This is a genomic window from Microcoleus sp. Pol10D4, assembly GCF_036701555.1.
GTDB lineage: Bacteria > Cyanobacteriota > Cyanobacteriia > Cyanobacteriales > Microcoleaceae > Microcoleus.
Genome location: NZ_JAUBRA010000003.1, coordinates 161,950 through 176,999 on the forward strand (window position 1 = coordinate 161,950; position 15,050 = coordinate 176,999).

At 45.2% G+C, this 15,050-nt stretch carries 23 protein-coding genes; 11 read left to right on the plus strand and 12 right to left on the minus strand.

Annotated elements, in window-relative coordinates; all coding sequences use genetic code 11:
• Positions 1-32: 32 nt before the first annotated feature.
• Positions 33-572, minus strand: a complete 540-nt coding sequence (locus QUA36_RS03260) for a barstar family protein (protein WP_333161553.1) — start codon at positions 570-572, stop codon at positions 33-35.
• Here QUA36_RS03260 and QUA36_RS03265 point away from each other — a divergent pair.
• Genes QUA36_RS03265 through QUA36_RS03280 form a run of 4 tightly spaced genes read left to right on the plus strand, consistent with a single transcriptional unit; the run spans position 563 to position 1,835 of the window.
• Entirely contained in the window at positions 563-724 is a 162-nt protein-coding gene (locus QUA36_RS03265; RefSeq protein ID WP_333455503.1) for a hypothetical protein, read from the plus strand. The genes QUA36_RS03260 and QUA36_RS03265 overlap by 10 nt on opposite strands.
• Positions 700-1,047: a XisI protein gene (locus tag QUA36_RS03270; protein WP_333455505.1), complete on the plus strand. Its 348-nt coding sequence runs from the start codon at positions 700-702 to the stop codon at positions 1,045-1,047. The genes QUA36_RS03265 and QUA36_RS03270 overlap by 25 nt, the downstream gene beginning before the upstream one ends.
• Positions 1,048-1,095: 48 nt before the next feature.
• The gene (locus QUA36_RS03275) at positions 1,096-1,512 is read left to right on the plus strand and encodes an element excision factor XisH family protein (protein WP_333227949.1); all 417 of its coding nucleotides are present in this window, start codon (positions 1,096-1,098) and stop codon (positions 1,510-1,512) included.
• Positions 1,500-1,835 carry a XisI protein gene (locus QUA36_RS03280; protein WP_333227951.1) on the plus strand — a complete coding sequence of 112 codons (336 nt, stop codon included), beginning with the start codon at positions 1,500-1,502 and terminating at the stop codon, positions 1,833-1,835. Before QUA36_RS03275 ends, QUA36_RS03280 begins: the two co-directional genes overlap by 13 nt.
• Before the next feature lie 106 nt (positions 1,836-1,941).
• Here QUA36_RS03280 and QUA36_RS03285 read toward each other — a convergent pair whose 3' ends face one another.
• The 9 genes from QUA36_RS03285 to QUA36_RS31255 all read right to left on the minus strand — a co-directional run bounded on the left by QUA36_RS03285 (position 1,942) and on the right by QUA36_RS31255 (position 6,589).
• Positions 1,942-2,565, minus strand: a complete 624-nt coding sequence (locus tag QUA36_RS03285; protein ID WP_333455507.1) for a Uma2 family endonuclease — start codon at positions 2,563-2,565, stop codon at positions 1,942-1,944.
• Positions 2,566-2,698: 133 nt separating this feature from the next.
• Positions 2,699-2,905 (minus strand): hypothetical protein, encoded by a 207-nt coding sequence (locus tag QUA36_RS03290; protein WP_333455509.1) that lies wholly within the window; start codon positions 2,903-2,905, stop codon positions 2,699-2,701.
• Positions 2,906-2,986: 81 nt separating this feature from the next.
• Positions 2,987-4,189, minus strand: a complete 1,203-nt coding sequence (locus QUA36_RS03295; RefSeq protein ID WP_333455511.1) for a hypothetical protein — start codon at positions 4,187-4,189, stop codon at positions 2,987-2,989.
• Between the two features lie 85 nt (positions 4,190-4,274).
• Positions 4,275-4,634 carry a hypothetical protein gene (locus tag QUA36_RS03300; protein ID WP_333455513.1) on the minus strand — a complete coding sequence of 120 codons (360 nt, stop codon included), beginning with the start codon at positions 4,632-4,634 and terminating at the stop codon, positions 4,275-4,277.
• A gap of 40 nt (positions 4,635-4,674) precedes the next feature.
• Complete coding sequence (locus tag QUA36_RS03305) at positions 4,675-4,854, minus strand: DUF433 domain-containing protein (protein WP_333455576.1); 180 nt, start codon at positions 4,852-4,854, stop codon at positions 4,675-4,677.
• Between the two features lie 156 nt (positions 4,855-5,010).
• Positions 5,011-5,250 (minus strand): DUF4926 domain-containing protein, encoded by a 240-nt coding sequence (locus QUA36_RS03310; protein ID WP_333161570.1) that lies wholly within the window; start codon positions 5,248-5,250, stop codon positions 5,011-5,013.
• 10 nt (positions 5,251-5,260) lie between these two features.
• Entirely contained in the window at positions 5,261-5,596 is a 336-nt protein-coding gene (locus QUA36_RS03315) for a DUF6883 domain-containing protein (protein WP_333161572.1), read from the minus strand.
• A 54-nt stretch (positions 5,597-5,650) separates the two neighbouring features.
• On the minus strand, positions 5,651-5,896 hold the full coding sequence (locus tag QUA36_RS03320; RefSeq protein ID WP_333455515.1) for a DUF433 domain-containing protein: 246 nt from the start codon (positions 5,894-5,896) through the stop codon (positions 5,651-5,653).
• A 510-nt stretch (positions 5,897-6,406) separates the two neighbouring features.
• The gene (locus QUA36_RS31255; protein ID WP_445301414.1) at positions 6,407-6,589 is read right to left on the minus strand and encodes a GNAT family N-acetyltransferase; all 183 of its coding nucleotides are present in this window, start codon (positions 6,587-6,589) and stop codon (positions 6,407-6,409) included.
• A 45-nt stretch (positions 6,590-6,634) separates the two neighbouring features.
• On the opposite strand from QUA36_RS31255, the gene QUA36_RS03325 reads away from it, so the two are divergent.
• Positions 6,635-7,405 carry a CPBP family intramembrane glutamic endopeptidase gene (locus QUA36_RS03325; protein WP_333452876.1) on the plus strand — a complete coding sequence of 257 codons (771 nt, stop codon included), beginning with the start codon at positions 6,635-6,637 and terminating at the stop codon, positions 7,403-7,405.
• Positions 7,406-7,420: 15 nt separating this feature from the next.
• Positions 7,421-7,960, plus strand: a complete 540-nt coding sequence (locus QUA36_RS03330) for a DUF1349 domain-containing protein (RefSeq protein ID WP_333452878.1) — start codon at positions 7,421-7,423, stop codon at positions 7,958-7,960.
• A 151-nt stretch (positions 7,961-8,111) separates the two neighbouring features.
• Here QUA36_RS03330 and psaK read toward each other — a convergent pair whose 3' ends face one another.
• Positions 8,112-8,390 carry a photosystem I reaction center subunit PsaK gene (psaK, locus tag QUA36_RS03335; RefSeq protein WP_190742373.1) on the minus strand — a complete coding sequence of 93 codons (279 nt, stop codon included), beginning with the start codon at positions 8,388-8,390 and terminating at the stop codon, positions 8,112-8,114.
• Positions 8,391-8,689: 299 nt separating this feature from the next.
• Positions 8,690-8,902 carry a chlorophyll a/b-binding protein gene (locus QUA36_RS03340; protein WP_006634547.1) on the minus strand — a complete coding sequence of 71 codons (213 nt, stop codon included), beginning with the start codon at positions 8,900-8,902 and terminating at the stop codon, positions 8,690-8,692.
• Between the two features lie 579 nt (positions 8,903-9,481).
• Here QUA36_RS03340 and hflX point away from each other — a divergent pair.
• The 5 genes from hflX (at position 9,482) to QUA36_RS03365 (ending at position 15,047) form a co-directional block, all read left to right on the plus strand.
• Positions 9,482-11,074: a GTPase HflX gene (hflX, locus tag QUA36_RS03345; RefSeq protein ID WP_333455518.1), complete on the plus strand. Its 1,593-nt coding sequence runs from the start codon at positions 9,482-9,484 to the stop codon at positions 11,072-11,074.
• Between the two features lie 501 nt (positions 11,075-11,575).
• Positions 11,576-11,914: a PEP-CTERM sorting domain-containing protein gene (locus QUA36_RS03350; RefSeq protein WP_333161582.1), complete on the plus strand. Its 339-nt coding sequence runs from the start codon at positions 11,576-11,578 to the stop codon at positions 11,912-11,914.
• A gap of 480 nt (positions 11,915-12,394) precedes the next feature.
• The gene (gene grxC, locus QUA36_RS03355) at positions 12,395-12,658 is read left to right on the plus strand and encodes a glutaredoxin 3 (protein WP_333161584.1); all 264 of its coding nucleotides are present in this window, start codon (positions 12,395-12,397) and stop codon (positions 12,656-12,658) included.
• 67 nt (positions 12,659-12,725) lie between these two features.
• Positions 12,726-13,685 carry a glutathione synthase gene (gshB, locus tag QUA36_RS03360; protein ID WP_333455520.1) on the plus strand — a complete coding sequence of 320 codons (960 nt, stop codon included), beginning with the start codon at positions 12,726-12,728 and terminating at the stop codon, positions 13,683-13,685.
• A gap of 222 nt (positions 13,686-13,907) precedes the next feature.
• Positions 13,908-15,047 carry a Gfo/Idh/MocA family oxidoreductase gene (locus QUA36_RS03365; protein ID WP_333212384.1) on the plus strand — a complete coding sequence of 380 codons (1,140 nt, stop codon included), beginning with the start codon at positions 13,908-13,910 and terminating at the stop codon, positions 15,045-15,047.
• Positions 15,048-15,050 lie beyond the last annotated feature (3 nt).

A 15,050-nucleotide genomic window follows, 5' to 3' on the forward strand; every position in this document is an offset into this window, starting at 1 on the left:
TACCATAGGCTTAATCTAATGGCGACTTTACCCTACTCAAGTACAAGCGTTACCGATCCACCATTACGGTCTGGAACGCTTCGGATAGTCTCTGCGATTTCGTCGAACATTGTTTGATCGCCCGCGAGAACCTCCCTTCTTCTTTGTTCGCGCAAGCCTATGTCGTCTGCGAAACGCTCAAAGGGCCAGTCGCAGGAACATTCGTCGTCAAGGTATTTCAGCAGGGCTAGCACATCGAGAACGCACTGGGAACGCTGGGACTCCCTCCAAACGATGGTGTACGGGTATTCCAGTCCGAAGCCTCTGAAGAGACAGTCATCGAAAGCCATCATCGAATTACCGAAGTAGCCACCCGGCCCGTTCACGGCTTCCCCGATCGCACAATAGAAGCCAAGAAGTGTATCGAAAAGGCTTCCATCGAGGACGATTACGCGACCAGGAGCTTTTGACACTAACACACCGCCGATGTCGAAAAAACGTTGCGAGGCATAGGTGAGCCACGATCGGCGGCCCGCCTCGTCGAGAGGGCACCACTCATTGAGAGATTGCGGGGGAAATGGAAATGATGCCATTGTCTGAAACCTTTTTCAGTAGGTTGGGTGGTTGGAAGTCTAGGTTGGTGGCGTTCTTGCAGGGCGTTGAGGATGTAGCGATCAAACTTTCAATAGTTTTTGACTCAAACACGGAGGAGATTATTCAATGGCAACCGCAAATCAACCCGTAGACGAATGGCGTGAGACTTTGGAGAAAATTCTCCAATACTATGCGGATCTTCCTTATACTTATGGGGATGTGATTACCTATGTGGTGGTCAGCCGCGATCGCAACCATTTTATGCTGATACATGAAGGTTGGGAAAATCATCTGCGAGTTCATGGCTATGTGGTTCATGCCGAAATTCGCAATGACAAAATCTGGATTCATTATGATGGTATTGAAGACGGCATCACTGATGAACTCGTCGCCTCTGGCGTACCCAAAGATCGGATTGTTCTGGCTTTTCATCCACCGGAAGTCCGAGAGTACACTGGATATGCGATCGCGTAACCTCTGCGGAACTTATGTGGTATATGATAGATAAACATAACAGCCCCTATGCCTGCCAAAGACTTTTATCACGATACTGTCTGCACCGCCCTCATCAAAGACGGTTGGACAATTACTAACGATCCTTTCAAGCTCAGAGTTGGCGGACGTTCAGTCTACGTTGATTTGGGCGCAAAAAAGCTCTTCGCAGCCGAGAAGCAAGGGCGCAAAATTGCCGTAGAAATCAAAAGCTTTCTCGATCCATCACTTGTAAGCGAGTTAGAAAAGGCACTCGGTCAATACGATTTGTATTATCTGATTATGGAGGATGAAGATCCAGAACGAGTCCTTTACCTAGCGATAGCCCAAACCGTATTTGCAGGTTTTTTCTCAGAAGAGATATGTCAAATGGTACTTCGTAAAAAAAGCATTAACCTGATTATTTTTGATTCAGAAACAGAGGAGATTGTTCAATGGATAGACTAAAATTTTATCAAGATACAATTGAGAAAATTCTTAAAGATCATGCTGCTATCTCTTATAGTCATGGCGACATTCAGCAATATGTCATCATTGATGCCGATCGAGCTCATTTTCTACTCTTCAATGAAGGTTGGGATCGTAAAAAGCGCGTTCACGGTTGCGTCACCCATGTCCAAATTATAGGAGAAAAAATTTGGATTCACTATGACGGCATCGAAGACGGCATCACCGTTGAACTCGTCGCGGCTGGTGTGCCCAAAGACCACATTGTTCTGGCTTTTCATCCACCGGAAGTCCGAGAGTACACTGGATATGCGATCGCATAGCTTCTCGTCTTGACCGAGATTTTAGATAATATCAGCTTGGTAGCGTATATCGCACCTTAATAATTTTTTGGGCAATACAGAGTACCCTACAAATAATTTGCAAACGCTAAACTTCTGTCATCGCAACGATTTGAGCGGTGGTTAATACCAACTGAGGGAACGTTGGAGAAACAATAATGGCTTCTCCTTGATATCGCTGTGCCTGATATTCACCATCGATTAAGCGGTTGATGGTCACGGTAGACTGTTTTGGAGAACCAATATACTGAACGCCTCCCAACCCTGCATAATCAACGATCCAATACTCCAGGATTCCTAAAGTTTCATACTCATTCAATTTGATGCGGTAATCATCCCGCCAATTCGTACTGACAACTTCGATCGCCAAGGGAGGTGGAATATAAGCAGCAGCAGAGGCAGAACTTTGACGCATTCTGACCCATTCTTCCTTGGCAAACACCACAATGTCGGCTTTACGACTCGATTCACTTTCGCCCGGGCCAGCGTTCAATCTGACTTGTTTACTTTGTCGAGGAACGTAGGGAAGGTTCAAGGATTGGCAATGATCTACCAAGAGACGACATAAACCATCGACGACATCCTCATGTTTGGCTGTGGGTTCACTCAAGGGCATGGCAACTCCATTGACTAGCTCGAATGACATACCGGAGTCGTCATCCCAGTTGAGAAATTCCTCGAAGGAAAGGGTTTTTTGGGCGATCGCAACCATTGATATTAACCTTGTGCGTAGGTTGGCTCTCTGTTGTCTGTTTCTAGCTTAACGTGAGGTAGAGAGATAAATCGCTGCTCTTGTAGGGTGCGTTAACGAAGTATACCGTAAACTTTGACACCTCTTCTCGGTTTTACTGCCCGCGTCCTGGTTTGCAATCTACAAAACCTAATGCTTCTGTGTCGAGAAAACTAGCGATCGAAATGGCGATCGAAATGGCGATCGGATATTCAATTTTTGCAGCACCCGCGATCGGAGCCGCTTGAATTCGTTCTGGCAAGCCTCTCAAAATGACTTCGGCATCAGCAGGAGAAAGTTGTTGTTGAAGTTTAGCTTGCATGACATTCATCTTTGGGTTGGAATTTGAACGTTGTACGGAAGTTCAGTTTGCCCGTTGTTAATTTAAAAACAACAGTCTGGTTCAATGCCGCTTTCTTCTGTAGTGTGCTTTGACATACGACCCATTGCTTCGTTGGTGTGCTTTAACATACACATAATCACTTTTATTAACTATTTTCTGATATTCTTCTATTGTGATACTTGATTTGGTTTTTTGAACAGGCTGTTGCGATTTTGACCTGCTATAAGTAGAAGATTGCGATCGATTAACTTGAGATGAATCATTTATATTTTCTTTCAACTTTACAATCTCATCCTGTTGTTGTTTATAGTGATCGTATAGATTCTGGTATTTCCAACGGAAATCCGATGTTTGAGAGTCTAATTGAGCCTGCTTCTCTTGAACTAATTCTGTTAAGTTTTGGATGTGGCTTTGCAAGGCTACTATATCTGCATTACGATTTGATATATCTCTCTGAAGTTCAGAAATAATTTTTGTCAGGTTGGAAATTTCTCTTAGGCGTCTGTTTAAATCATTTGTGTCTTCTTGTTTGGCTATAAGTAAATTGTTAAACTCTTTGGATAAAAGACTGACACGATTACGTAACTCGTCAACCAGTGATTGATAGTTACTATCCGTAGAAGAGCCATCAGAAACTAAAATTATTTTTGCTGATAAAACCTTCATTAATTCATCTATTTTATAAGCAAGACGAAGACGATAAGGACTAATTTTATTAGTATTTTGTACTATTTCTGAAGCTAATTTAGTAATTGCTTCCGAAATAATAATTTGCGACGGTTGCCTACTTCTCGTGAAAAGAACCAGATTAGTTAAAATTTTCTGTAGCTGTTCATAATCTTTCTCCGCCTGACTAGCCAAAAGAACACGAGCCGAATCTTGTATTTCGGCTAAAACACGATAACTTCGAGGTCTTCGAGGCTCTAGTTCTTGTAGAATTTCGCTTCTTTTATACTCTAACGCCTCAAGTGTTCTTGCAATCCTTTCATGATTTGCAGAAGGATCTGTACCAAGACGTTCTAAAATGCCTTCATATAACCATGCTTGAGACTCTAAGTTATTCAGTTTTTGAACTTGCTTCTTATTATTTGGTTGGGTAACTACATCTGTTCTTTGCAATTGCTGCTGTAGGCTATTAATTTTTGATGAAATAGTACCTTTAAAACAAGCAAGCATTAAATCTAGAGCTTGACCAAAGGGAAAAGAATAGTCAGCTAACCAACCAGACAAAAACCAGAAAAATAGAGCGCACATCAAAAACATAACTACTTTGATGTAGTTAAAAAACCTTTTAAGGAAGTTCCTGTTTGGTTCTAAATCAGAATTTTGAAGGTCAAAGAAAAGTTGGTTAACGAAAAAATTGCTGTCCTATTTGTTGCCCAATAACTGTACCTGGATTGCTACTAACATTAACGTTTACACCTGATTCGGTACTCTGAGAAACATTGGAGGTACTTTGTATCTGCTGATACTTCTTTATCAGCCTTTCTAGATCTTCTTGAAACTTTTTGTCCCACTCTGCTTCACTTAAGATCGCGGCTTCCAAAAGCTTGGGTTCAGATCCCTTGATTTGAAGTTTGCCTTGAAATCTTATTTTTAAGAAATCTAAGACATCTGCTCCAGCTTTCTCCAAAACTCCACCGGAAACTTTATCAATTGCCCAAAGTGCAATACTTGCTGCTTCTAAAGCTAGTACAGATAATTCCATGTTGGTAGCGATCCTGTGAAAACTGATTTTTTCTATATATCTACAATATCATACCAGACAGAAGCGCAGCTTTGAGATCGTCAACTTCCAAGTCTGGCAATTCATGGAGAAACTCAAAAATTCGAGCGCCCGCAGCCAGCAACTCTAGGATATGGATGACTCGAATCCGCATTCCCCGGATGCAGGGACGACCGCCACATTGTCTTGGGTTCACTGTAATTCAGTCAAACAGATAAGCAACGGATGCTGGCAGGGGTTAAAATTGTTTAAAATCTTTGTCTATAGCTTACTTCATTTATCGCCCCAAACTCACACCGCGATATAATTCCTCGATCGCCACTTCCAGCTCAATACTCTGTAAAGTATGATTTGCAGGCTAGGCATAGGCAGGAAGTGGCTCATAAACGAGTTGCATGAGTTTTTCGGAGGGAATGGTTTCCATTGCATAGGTATTACCTTGAGCATCGGCAAAATCTACTAGATAAGCGCGATCTTCAAAGCTCATGAGAATAGTGCCAACTTGTCCCGGTCGGAGCAAAATTGGCTGAGAGGTTGCTTTATGGATTGCGTGAATTTCTTCGGTCAAGGCAACAACATCATACTCGTGTAACGTCATCACAGTATCCTCACTTATTGACAGGATAGGTATTAGTTAGCCGGGGAAAGTCTTCATCGGTGCGAATCATCCAACATGACAGCACCCAAGAGCTTCCGGTTTCCGTAGTCATGAAAAATTTGATATCATACTGGGTTCCATAGTTGTCTGTTTTATAAATTTCTGCCTCCTGATTGACCGCACATTCTAATAAAGCGACTTCTAAAATAGCTTTGTTTTCTAGTGTAATTCCCAATCGATTTCTAAATAGGATGGCTTTATCTTTTCCTTTGGGATGCTGCATATTAAGTGAGTATCGCTCAAGCTTGTCGCCCAGCAGTGCCTTGTCTCCGTTGGGTAGTTTCATCTGTCCAAATGGTTAAATCACTGGGTGGAAAGTTTTCATTTGCTAGAAACCCCATTAACTTGCCTCAGCAAAGAGTAAAGGTGTGTAAAATACGTCTTCTTTGAGGCACTCAGCCGCGAAAGCAAACACAGCTTGTAGAGATTCAGCATTAAGCGTTGGGTAGTTTTCTAGAATTTGTTGCTGCGTCCAACCTTCTGAAAATAGCCCTAGAACGAACTCCACTGATATTCGTGTCCCCTTAATTATAGGCTTGCCAAGCAGAATTTTAGGATTTGAGTGAATGTGTGCTTTCCAGTTCATAGCCAGTGCGCCTCTATAGGGTTTTCATCTATTATCAGCATAGTTAAAATTATAAAATTTATGACCACAGCAGTATCTATTGACATTGGTACGCTCATTACACGCACTCCCGGACTGCATGGTGGATGTCCCCACCTCGTCGGTAAAGGCGTTACCGTTCGCCGCATCGTAACCTGATACAAGCGAGGATCGAATGCTGAAGAGATTTGCGATCGCATCGGACATCTCACCCTCGCCGAAGTCTACGCCGCACTCACCTACTATCATGCCAACACCCAAGAAATTGAAACTTATTTGCTCCATCAAGCAGCAGAAGCCAAGCGTCTTGAAGCTTGGCACAGCAACTTTGGTAAATATGAAATGCTAAAATAATAAATAATACATCGCCCACCGAAAAATCTACAAGATAAGCACTATCCTCAAACTGGGAAAGAGAAACTGATTTTTACCGGATAAATTTAGGGGGTGTAGGAGGAATATCGGCAATGAAGTAAAGTTTGGTAACAAAATTCAACACTTGTGCTTCTTGAGTAAACTGTAAAGTTCGAGCTCTTCAAGCTGCCCTCGGTGAAAAATACGCTGTTTTTGGCTACCTTCCTGCGTCATTCCCAGCTTTTGTAGCACCTTAGCCGAGGCTATATTCCGCCTGAGACAAGTTGCATAAATGCGATCGAGCTTTAATGTTTCAAATATTCAAGACTGATTTAGTGTAATTGATTCGTTTTTTTCTCAAAAATTATGTCTGCTAACACTGCAAAAAATCATTACTTCCGATTGGCATTGTTCTGGGCGTTTCTGGGTAGTTTGGGAAGCTTGGCGGTGTTCCCTTATGCGCTGTCTCTCAATCCGGCAGTAAGTCAATTGCCTGCACCGCTACCTGTTTTGGCGATCGCCTCCGCCCTGCAAACCGGAATTTTTCTAATTCTCCTTTGTTGGATTGGACTTCGCCTCGGTAACTCGATCGGACTTGATACGCCCATAGCTCGTGCTTTGGTATATCGACAGCCTTTCGCGCCAATATCTAAATCTGCCCTTAACACGGCGCTAATTGTAGGCTGCATCGGTGGAATCGTCCTGATTGGATTGAGTTTAGCTTTCCAACCTTGGATGCCGCCAATGGCAACTCCAACAACGCTCGAAATTGACCTCTGGAAACGCATATTAGCTTCCTTCTACGGAGGCATCACCGAAGAACTCTTGCTGCGACTGTTCGGTATGACATTGATGGCGTGGCTACTTTGGAAGATTTTTGAGCGAGACAAACCGCAACCCTCTACATGGATTTTTTGGCTGGCAATTGTGGCGGCGGCGATTCTGTTTGGTGTGGGTCATTTGCCTGCGGCTGCCAATGTCTGGGCATTAACCCCGATCGTCATTCTTCGCACCATTACACTCAATGCCCTCTTAGGAATTCCTTTTGGTTTTCTTTACTGGCGTTGGGGATTAGAATACGCTATGTTATCTCATTTTTTGGCTGATTTGGTACTGCACGGAATTGGAGGCAGTTAGCAGGAGATGCAAACAATGCAATGGTACAACGAACCTTTACAATGGCATGAGGATAACGATGTTATCCACATTACCGCCGGCGCAAAGACTGACTTTTGGCGGCAAACTCATTACGGATTTATTCGCGATAACGGCAACTTTTACTACCGTCAACTGTCAGGCGACTTTACAGCCGAAGTCAAAATTACTGGTAGCTATCGATCGCTCTACGATCAAGCAGGATTGATGATTCGAGAGAGCGAAAATATCTGGCTCAAGTGCGGCATTGAGTTTGTTGAGGGAGTGCAAAACGTGAGTGCGGTTGTGACACGAGACTATTCCGATTGGTCTGTTATGCCGCTTGAAGTGCCGCCTGTTTCCCTGTGGCTGCGGGTCAAGCGCCGAGCTGAAACGGTGGAAGTGCAATACTCGTTGAATGGGTCAGACTATTCAATGATGCGACTGGCATATCTAACTGAGTCACCAATCGTTCAACTTGGGTTAATGTGTGCGGCTCCCCAAGGTGAAGGCTTTGCAGTAGAATTTGAAGGGTTTAAGCATAGTAAGCTGATCTAATGTGGATGGTAAAAAAACCGATTTCTACGCCATTCCATATATAAAATTAAAATTAGGGGTGAGTGCTTTTCACTTACCCCTGCCATTTTTTTTCCACCTATTAACAAACCAATTGCAGCAAGAAATCGCCACAAAAGAGGCTCAATTGCTACTAGATAGCCTTGTCGATACTCAGCCCCAAAATCGCGAATACTCCCAGCAAGTGACCGGCGCTCATGCAAGCCAGAAATGCCGGTACGCTAACATTGTTGAACAAAGACGGGAAGGGCAAAGGCATTTTCGGCCCGACGTGGGGATACCAAATTCGGCGGCTGAGAACTAGCAATGCTAAGATATTGCAAACAAACATCACCAGAGGCTTTTGCCAATTTCCTGATGCTGTGTCAGTCACTGTCGATGCTACTACTGCCAGTAAATTTGAGTTAATCATTGTTGATGCTCCTATTTTTCATAAACTATTCAGAAATGCTCGATGAGATTTCTTGCCAAAAATACAGCAGGGGCGATCGCCTTTACGTAATAAATATCTGTCGGTATCAATATTCACCGCGCCAGCGACAGCGCCCCCACCCATAATCATCGAATCACAGCAAAAAATCTTTTAATGCCATTCAAAAGTAACGGAAGATACAAAGGGACACAACCATACTCGCTGCCATTTGTAACTTTTAGCCTGTCTGGCACTGGCGGCATTTAGTCACGCTGCCAGACAGGAAAGAGTGCTGCTCATTAGTGAGCAATGTAGGTAGGCAGAAAGTGGAGAATGTCACGTAGAACGCTATATCCAGCAGCATCCCAGAGCAAATAAGCTAAGAAACCGATCATCGCTAAGCGACCGTTCCAAAGTTCTGCTTGCGGGTTGAAGCCAAACAAAAAGGCATTCCGATCTTTGCCGTTGTAAGCATTAGCCGTAGGAGGCAGGTTAGTAGGACGAGTTTCCATGTTTTTACATTCCTTAACAATGTTTCGCTTCTCATGGTAGCGACCTAATTTCTGCTTTGCTATCTGTCTCTAGGCTCAAGATACACACAAGTCTAAAGGAGGATTTTGAAACAAAAAATAAAGTGTTAAGTTTTGTTGCGCGAGATTTTTCAGCCATCGCCTGTATCTGTAAATACTAAATACAACTGCAAGTTGAGGTGGCCGCTGTGAAAGGCTCGATCGCCCCGTAGTGACAAACAACGGCGCTGGTGACTCGACAATACTGAATCCGCGCTCCGCTAGAAGCAAGAAAATTTAGTAAATTTCAACTGAAAAGCCGAACACGATCGCCCTTGAGTTAACTAAAATAAGAGATAAATAGATCGATCGGGAGAAACAGTTATCGAAACCATCTACGGCAATCTTCAAGGTTTAAAGTCCAGCCAGCTCAAGCAACTCGAAAAGCTTTACCACCAGCGACTACCGGGCGATCGCATCACCACTGCAGAATTCGCCCAGCGCGTCGCAGCCATCAGCACGGAAATAGACAAACCAATCTGCACCTATATCAACCGCCGCGGACAAGTAATTCGTGTCGGCGTGGGTACACCCCGCCAAACGCAGATTGCGCCCCTAGAATTGCCCCGCTACGGGGGAGGTCGCCTCAGCGGCATTCGCTGCATCGCCACTCACCTGAAGCCAGAAACCCCAAGCGAAGCAGCCCTCACAGCAATGGCAATTCAGCGCCTGGATGCCCTGGTTTGGCTGACACTGACCGGCGGAGGATTTCAGCGCCGGGGGGGCGGTGCGACTGGTTACATCCAAGAAACTTATCTCGCTCACTTGATACCCCAGGGAGACCAGCCAAATTTTGAGTTTTCTGTTTTGAGCGCTCAGTTAGAACCAGATTCAACTGATAAAATAGAAGAGCCTTCTATTCAAAAGTCACTAATTCAAACACCACACTTTCCCTGGAAAATATCAGAACCGCTGAATTTAGACGAACTCGCCGACCAAGACTTTCTGGATTTGGTGGAAGGGCTCGAAGCAGAGTTTCAAGCAGAGTTTGTCGCTAAGCAGGTCGATGCAGACCAAGACAAAGTGCTGTTGGTAGGTATCATGACTCAGCACATGACTCAGTTGGAGTTTGAGGACGGGCTCGCAGAAATCACCCGACTGGTTGAAAGCGCCGGGGGTCAGGTACTGCAAACAGTGCGCCAAAAACGATCGCGCCCCCATCCGCAGACAGTCGTCGGCGAAGGCAAAGTTCAGGAAATTTCCCTCACCGCTCAGACGATTAGCGCTAACCTCGTGGTATTCGATCGCGACCTGGCCCCCGCACAAATACGGAACTTGGAAACTCAGATAGGTCTTCGCGTTGTCGATCGAACAGAGGTAATTCTCGACATCTTTGCCCAAAGAGCTCGAACGAGCGAGGGTAAATTGCAAGTCGAACTCGCTCAGCTAGAGTACGCCCTGCCCCGGCTCAGAGGTCGCGGTCAGGCAATGTCGAGACAGGGTGGCGGCATCGGTACCAGAGGCCCTGGGGAAACCAAGCTAGAAACCGAACGGCGGACGATCGCCAAACGCATTTCTCGATTGCAGCAAGAAGTAAATCAACTGCTGGCCCACCGCTTCCGGCTGCGACAGAACCGCCATCATCACGATGTACCCTCAGTGGCGATCGTCGGCTACACCAACGCGGGTAAATCGACTCTGCTCAACCTGCTCACAAATTCCGAAGTCTATGCCGCCGACCAGTTATTTGCCACCCTCGACCCCACAACTCGACGGTTGACCATTCCCGGCGTCACCGGGGAACCCCTGTCGATCGTCCTCACAGATACAGTGGGCTTTATTCGCGAACTGCCTCCCGCCTTGATCGACGCTTTTCGGGCGACCCTCGAAGAAGTCACTGACGCCGATGCTTTGCTGCATCTCGTCGATCTCTCCCATCCGGCGTGGCAGAGCCAAATTCGATCGGTCATGAATATTTTGACCGATATGCCCGTAACTCCCGGCCCAGCCCTTGTAGTTTTTAACAAAATCGATGCCGTAGATGGAGAGACTCTCGCCATCGCCCGAGAAGAATTTCCTCAAGCAGTATTTATTTCGGCGGCCAAAGGTTTGGGGATGGAAACTCTCCGCGACAGACTTGCTCAGCTCATTCAATACGTCCTCTACCCTCGGTAAATACTTAAATATTCCTTTTGAGTAGTTGACATCGGGGAATATACGTACATATACTGAGGACAGATATAGTCGAACTATGAGATTATAAAAGAGTAGTCAGATTGTGCATTGCAAAGTACAATACAGCAACTCTATTTTGCGATCGGTTAAATAAATAATTTCCGGAGGCCGCGGTCAAGGTAAAAAGACTCTTTGTTAATGGCTGTAAAGGCTGTTGGTTCAGAGGTGGCAAAAAGATGTTGCTTCACGCTGTGCAAACAACCTGTGCAAACAACCTGTGCAAACAACCTGTGCAAAACACGGTACGGGATGTCAAGGTAAAAGAATAATATTATTAAAGTGTTTGGGCACTCACCTCAAGCGCTATACTATCTTTTACAGGCGTCCGCGAGAAAATACATCCATTTATTGTTAGAACTCTAAAATCCTTGCCCGTCGTACAGCGCTAATCTCTAGGACTATTTCTATTTTTTGATTTTACCACTGTTTAACTAAATAGTTATGTGTACGCCACTGGCAAAACTAGCAATTGGACTCTCTGCCATAATGGCAACAGCGTTTTACTATCTAGCTGCCGCCCCTCCGGCAGCAGCAGTAGATGTGTGTGGGCCAGGAAATTATTCTAGTGCCTGTGCCCCCAGCCCGCCATCACCAACCCCCAGCCCGGAACCCGAATCGCCGGCGACCCAGTCGAGTTTGTCCCAAATATACACAGGCACACCTTCGAGAAACTCAACTGCTATTCCTGAACCGGGTACTGCGATCGCAGTCCTACTGACAGGTGCAGGAATGATCTGTTCGTGCAGAAAGCGAAAAAAGCAGGTTGGTCCGCAGCGCTAGGCAGGCTGATGACCAATCTGTTTGCCTTTACAATGTCTCCGTTTTTTTGAGCGTGGGTATTTGTTTACTTAAAATTATATAAACAATAAAAAATTGTATAAAAAATAACTTGACACCTCGCTTGTGCGCTGCAAATAGAGCCGGATGTTGAAGGAAGAAAGCGATAGCGACTTCAGTCAGGGTAAAAAAAAGGAACAAGGCAAATGCACTTGCCGGCAAGGGTTTCAGCAATGAATAACCTCCAGTGCAAAAGATAAGGTTGCTATATATAATAAAAATTAAAATATAAAAATTAAAATAAGATTGGTTAAGATCAATCCTTCGGACAGTTTTGTATAGGCAACCGTAGAATAAGGGTTTCAAGGCTCCAAGGCAAGTTTGCTACCAACGCAAAATCGAGGGTTTCAGCCTAGGAACTAAAAACAGTCCGCACTAGGGTTAAGATTACAATTAAAAAATATTGTTATTGCTTGAGCGTCCATGACCCCTAAAGTAGAAATTTACACTTGGAGAACCTGCCCGTTTTGCGTTCGTGCCAAAGCACTGCTAAAGCGAAAAGGGATTGATTTTATAGAGTACGCGATCGACGGAGATGAAGCAGCACGCGCTCAAATGAGCGATCGAGCCAACGGAGGTCGCAGCCTGCCACAAATATTCATTAACGACGAACACATAGGTGGCTGCGACGAAATGCACAAACTCGATGCTCTAGGCCAGCTAGACCCGCTGCTAGCAGCAAAATGAGGCATTCCCTGTCGAATTTTCCGTTAGCCCCAATTTTCCTGCGACCAGTTCTTAATTTTAATTGACAATGAAATTTGCATTCATCATCGATCCCCTCGCGCGACTAATTCCAGGACACGATACCAGCGTAGCGCTGATGGAGGCAGCTCAAGAGTTGGGTCACGAAGTCTGGGCGACTCAAGCCAACGAATTAAGCGTCATCGGCGGCAAAACCTGGGCAACGCTCAGTCGGGTAGCCCTCACCCCAGTAAAAGTGGTAGAGGGACGCTGGGAGGCGGCTGAGGCTTGGTACCAGGTAGAACATCCTACTTTGCAGCCTCTGGAAGCAATGGACGCAGTATTTATGCGGACAGACCCCCCAGTCAACGTTCCTTACCTCTACGCTACTTACCTTTTAGATGGCATCGATCCCACTAAAACTTTGGTAGTTAACAGTCCCAAAGGATTGCGGGCGGCGAATGAAAAGATGTATGCTTTGCAATTTGAGGGAGCGATCCCCGAGACCATTGTTTCTCAAAACAAACAGGTAATTCGGCAATTTGTTGAGAAAAAAGGAGCAGCAGTTCTTAAACCCTTGGGCGGCAAAGCTGGCGAGGGGATTTTGTTCTTGGAAGCGGGCGATCGCAATCTCAACTCCCTGGTCGAAATTAGCACTCAACAAGGGCAAGTTCCAGTGATGGTTCAGACTTATCTGCCGGAAGCAAAAGAGGGAGATAAACGGATTATCTTGTTAAACGGCAAGCCCATCGGTGCTATCAACCGTATTCCCACGGGCAATGAATTTCGCGGCAATATGGCCGTCGGCGGCAGAGTCGCAAAAACCGAAATTACCGATCGCGAACTGGAAATTTGCACTCAGTTAGAACCCGTGCTGCAACGGGACGGACTGTACTTTGTCGGCATTGATATCATTGGCGGTTATCTGACAGAAGTTAATGTCACCAGCCCTACAGGGATCAGAGAAATTGACTTGTTTGACGGGGTTAGTTTGGGCAAACAAGTAATTGAATGGGTAGTGAGTCAGTAGTCAGTAGTCAGTAGTCATTAGTCATTAGTCATTAGTCATTAGTTATGAGTTATGAGTTATGAGTTATGAGTTATTGGTCATTAGTTATTGGTCGCAGCTAAAAAATAACAAATAACAACTAACAACTACCAACTACCAACTACCAAAAGCCAACTATCAACAGCCAACAGCCAACAGTCAACAGTCAACAGTCAACAGTTAACAATTAACAATTATTAAATTATGTCAAAAATTGGCGTTGCAGTAGTCGGTACCGGTTTCGGTCAAAAAGTACATCTTCCCGGATTCCAGGCCCATCACCGGACAGAGGTTGTGGCTGTTTACCACCGGAATTTAGACAAAGCAAAGGCGATCGCCTCTACCCACAATATCCCCTACGCTTGCGACTCGATCGCCGATATAGTAGCTATCCCAGAAGTGGCGGGCGTCAGCATTTCCACGCCGCCATTTTTGCATTATGAAATGGCAAAAACCGTCTTGGAAGCAGGCAAGCATTTATTATTAGAAAAACCCACAGCCCTGACAGCAAATGAAGCCAGGGAACTTTACCGATTGGCAAACAACGAATCTCCAACCGATTTTAAAAATGGTGGTTCCAGAGCAATTGCCACAATGGACTTTGAGTTTCGCTTCATCCCCGCATGGCAAATGCTAGCAGAATTATTGGCAGCAGAATATGTGGGAGAAAAGCGTTTAATTAAGATTGATTGGCTGGTTTCGAGCCGCGCTGATGCGAGTCGCCCTTGGAATTGGTACGCGCAAAAAGATCGAGGGGGCGGAGTTTTGGGCGCGACTGGTTCTCACGTTTTTGATTATATTAGCTGGCTGTTCGGCCCGCCCCAAAGGCTCTCTGGGCAATTGATTACAGGAATTTCGCGGCGGCCCGATCCGAATGATTCGGGAAAATTAAAATTAGTTGATGCAGATGATTCGTGCACGTTGATGTTGGAATTAGCCGGGGGAACGCCTTGTCAAGTTTGTTTGAGTTCTGTTACTTATCAAGGGCGGGGACACTGGGTGGAAATATACGGGAGTAAGGGTACGTTGGTGTTAGGAAGCGACAACCAGCAAGATTACGTCCACGGCTTTCGCTTGTGGGGTTCCCAAGGTGGAGAACCTTTAGCTGAAATCAAAATTCCTCAAAGATTGGAGTTTCCTCAAGTATATCCAGACGGGAGGATTGCAGCGTTTATTCGAGTAGTAGATAGGTGGGTAGAGGCAATAGATGCGGGCGAATCGTTGATACCGTCGCTGAGGGAAGGGGTTTACTCGCAGTTGTTGATGGATTTGACCCAGGAGTCGAATGCTACGGGAACTTGGGTAGATTTACCTAATATAGATAATTTTTTGGGCACTAAGTAAAAG

What these genes read in the sequence shown, in the direction of transcription:
- QUA36_RS03315 (WP_333161572.1), bottom strand. Translation starts at nt 5,596, where the DNA reads ATGAAACTACCCAACGGAGACAAGGCACTGCTGGGCGACAAGCTTGAG.
- QUA36_RS03310 (WP_333161570.1), bottom strand. Translation starts at nt 5,250, where the DNA reads ATGACGTTACACGAGTATGATGTTGTTGCCTTGACCGAAGAAATTCAC.
- QUA36_RS03350 (WP_333161582.1), top strand. Translation starts at nt 11,576, where the DNA reads ATGTGTACGCCACTGGCAAAACTAGCAATTGGACTCTCTGCCATAATG.
- gshB (WP_333455520.1), top strand. Translation starts at nt 12,726, where the DNA reads ATGAAATTTGCATTCATCATCGATCCCCTCGCGCGACTAATTCCAGGA.
- QUA36_RS03280 (WP_333227951.1), top strand. Translation starts at nt 1,500, where the DNA reads ATGGATAGACTAAAATTTTATCAAGATACAATTGAGAAAATTCTTAAA.
- QUA36_RS03320 (WP_333455515.1), bottom strand. Translation starts at nt 5,896, where the DNA reads ATGAACTGGAAAGCACACATTCACTCAAATCCTAAAATTCTGCTTGGC.
- psaK (WP_190742373.1), bottom strand. Translation starts at nt 8,390, where the DNA reads ATGATTAACTCAAATTTACTGGCAGTAGTAGCATCGACAGTGACTGAC.
- grxC (WP_333161584.1), top strand. Translation starts at nt 12,395, where the DNA reads ATGACCCCTAAAGTAGAAATTTACACTTGGAGAACCTGCCCGTTTTGC.
- QUA36_RS03300 (WP_333455513.1), bottom strand. Translation starts at nt 4,634, where the DNA reads ATGGAATTATCTGTACTAGCTTTAGAAGCAGCAAGTATTGCACTTTGG.
- QUA36_RS03325 (WP_333452876.1), top strand. Translation starts at nt 6,635, where the DNA reads ATGTCTGCTAACACTGCAAAAAATCATTACTTCCGATTGGCATTGTTC.
- QUA36_RS03275 (WP_333227949.1), top strand. Translation starts at nt 1,096, where the DNA reads ATGCCTGCCAAAGACTTTTATCACGATACTGTCTGCACCGCCCTCATC.
- QUA36_RS03330 (WP_333452878.1), top strand. Translation starts at nt 7,421, where the DNA reads ATGCAATGGTACAACGAACCTTTACAATGGCATGAGGATAACGATGTT.
- QUA36_RS03295 (WP_333455511.1), bottom strand. Translation starts at nt 4,189, where the DNA reads ATGTTTTTGATGTGCGCTCTATTTTTCTGGTTTTTGTCTGGTTGGTTA.
- QUA36_RS03365 (WP_333212384.1), top strand. Translation starts at nt 13,908, where the DNA reads ATGTCAAAAATTGGCGTTGCAGTAGTCGGTACCGGTTTCGGTCAAAAA.
- QUA36_RS03340 (WP_006634547.1), bottom strand. Translation starts at nt 8,902, where the DNA reads ATGGAAACTCGTCCTACTAACCTGCCTCCTACGGCTAATGCTTACAAC.
- QUA36_RS03290 (WP_333455509.1), bottom strand. Translation starts at nt 2,905, where the DNA reads ATGCAAGCTAAACTTCAACAACAACTTTCTCCTGCTGATGCCGAAGTC.
- QUA36_RS03270 (WP_333455505.1), top strand. Translation starts at nt 700, where the DNA reads ATGGCAACCGCAAATCAACCCGTAGACGAATGGCGTGAGACTTTGGAG.
- QUA36_RS03285 (WP_333455507.1), bottom strand. Translation starts at nt 2,565, where the DNA reads ATGGTTGCGATCGCCCAAAAAACCCTTTCCTTCGAGGAATTTCTCAAC.
- QUA36_RS03265 (WP_333455503.1), top strand. Translation starts at nt 563, where the DNA reads ATGATGCCATTGTCTGAAACCTTTTTCAGTAGGTTGGGTGGTTGGAAG.
- QUA36_RS03260 (WP_333161553.1), bottom strand. Translation starts at nt 572, where the DNA reads ATGGCATCATTTCCATTTCCCCCGCAATCTCTCAATGAGTGGTGCCCT.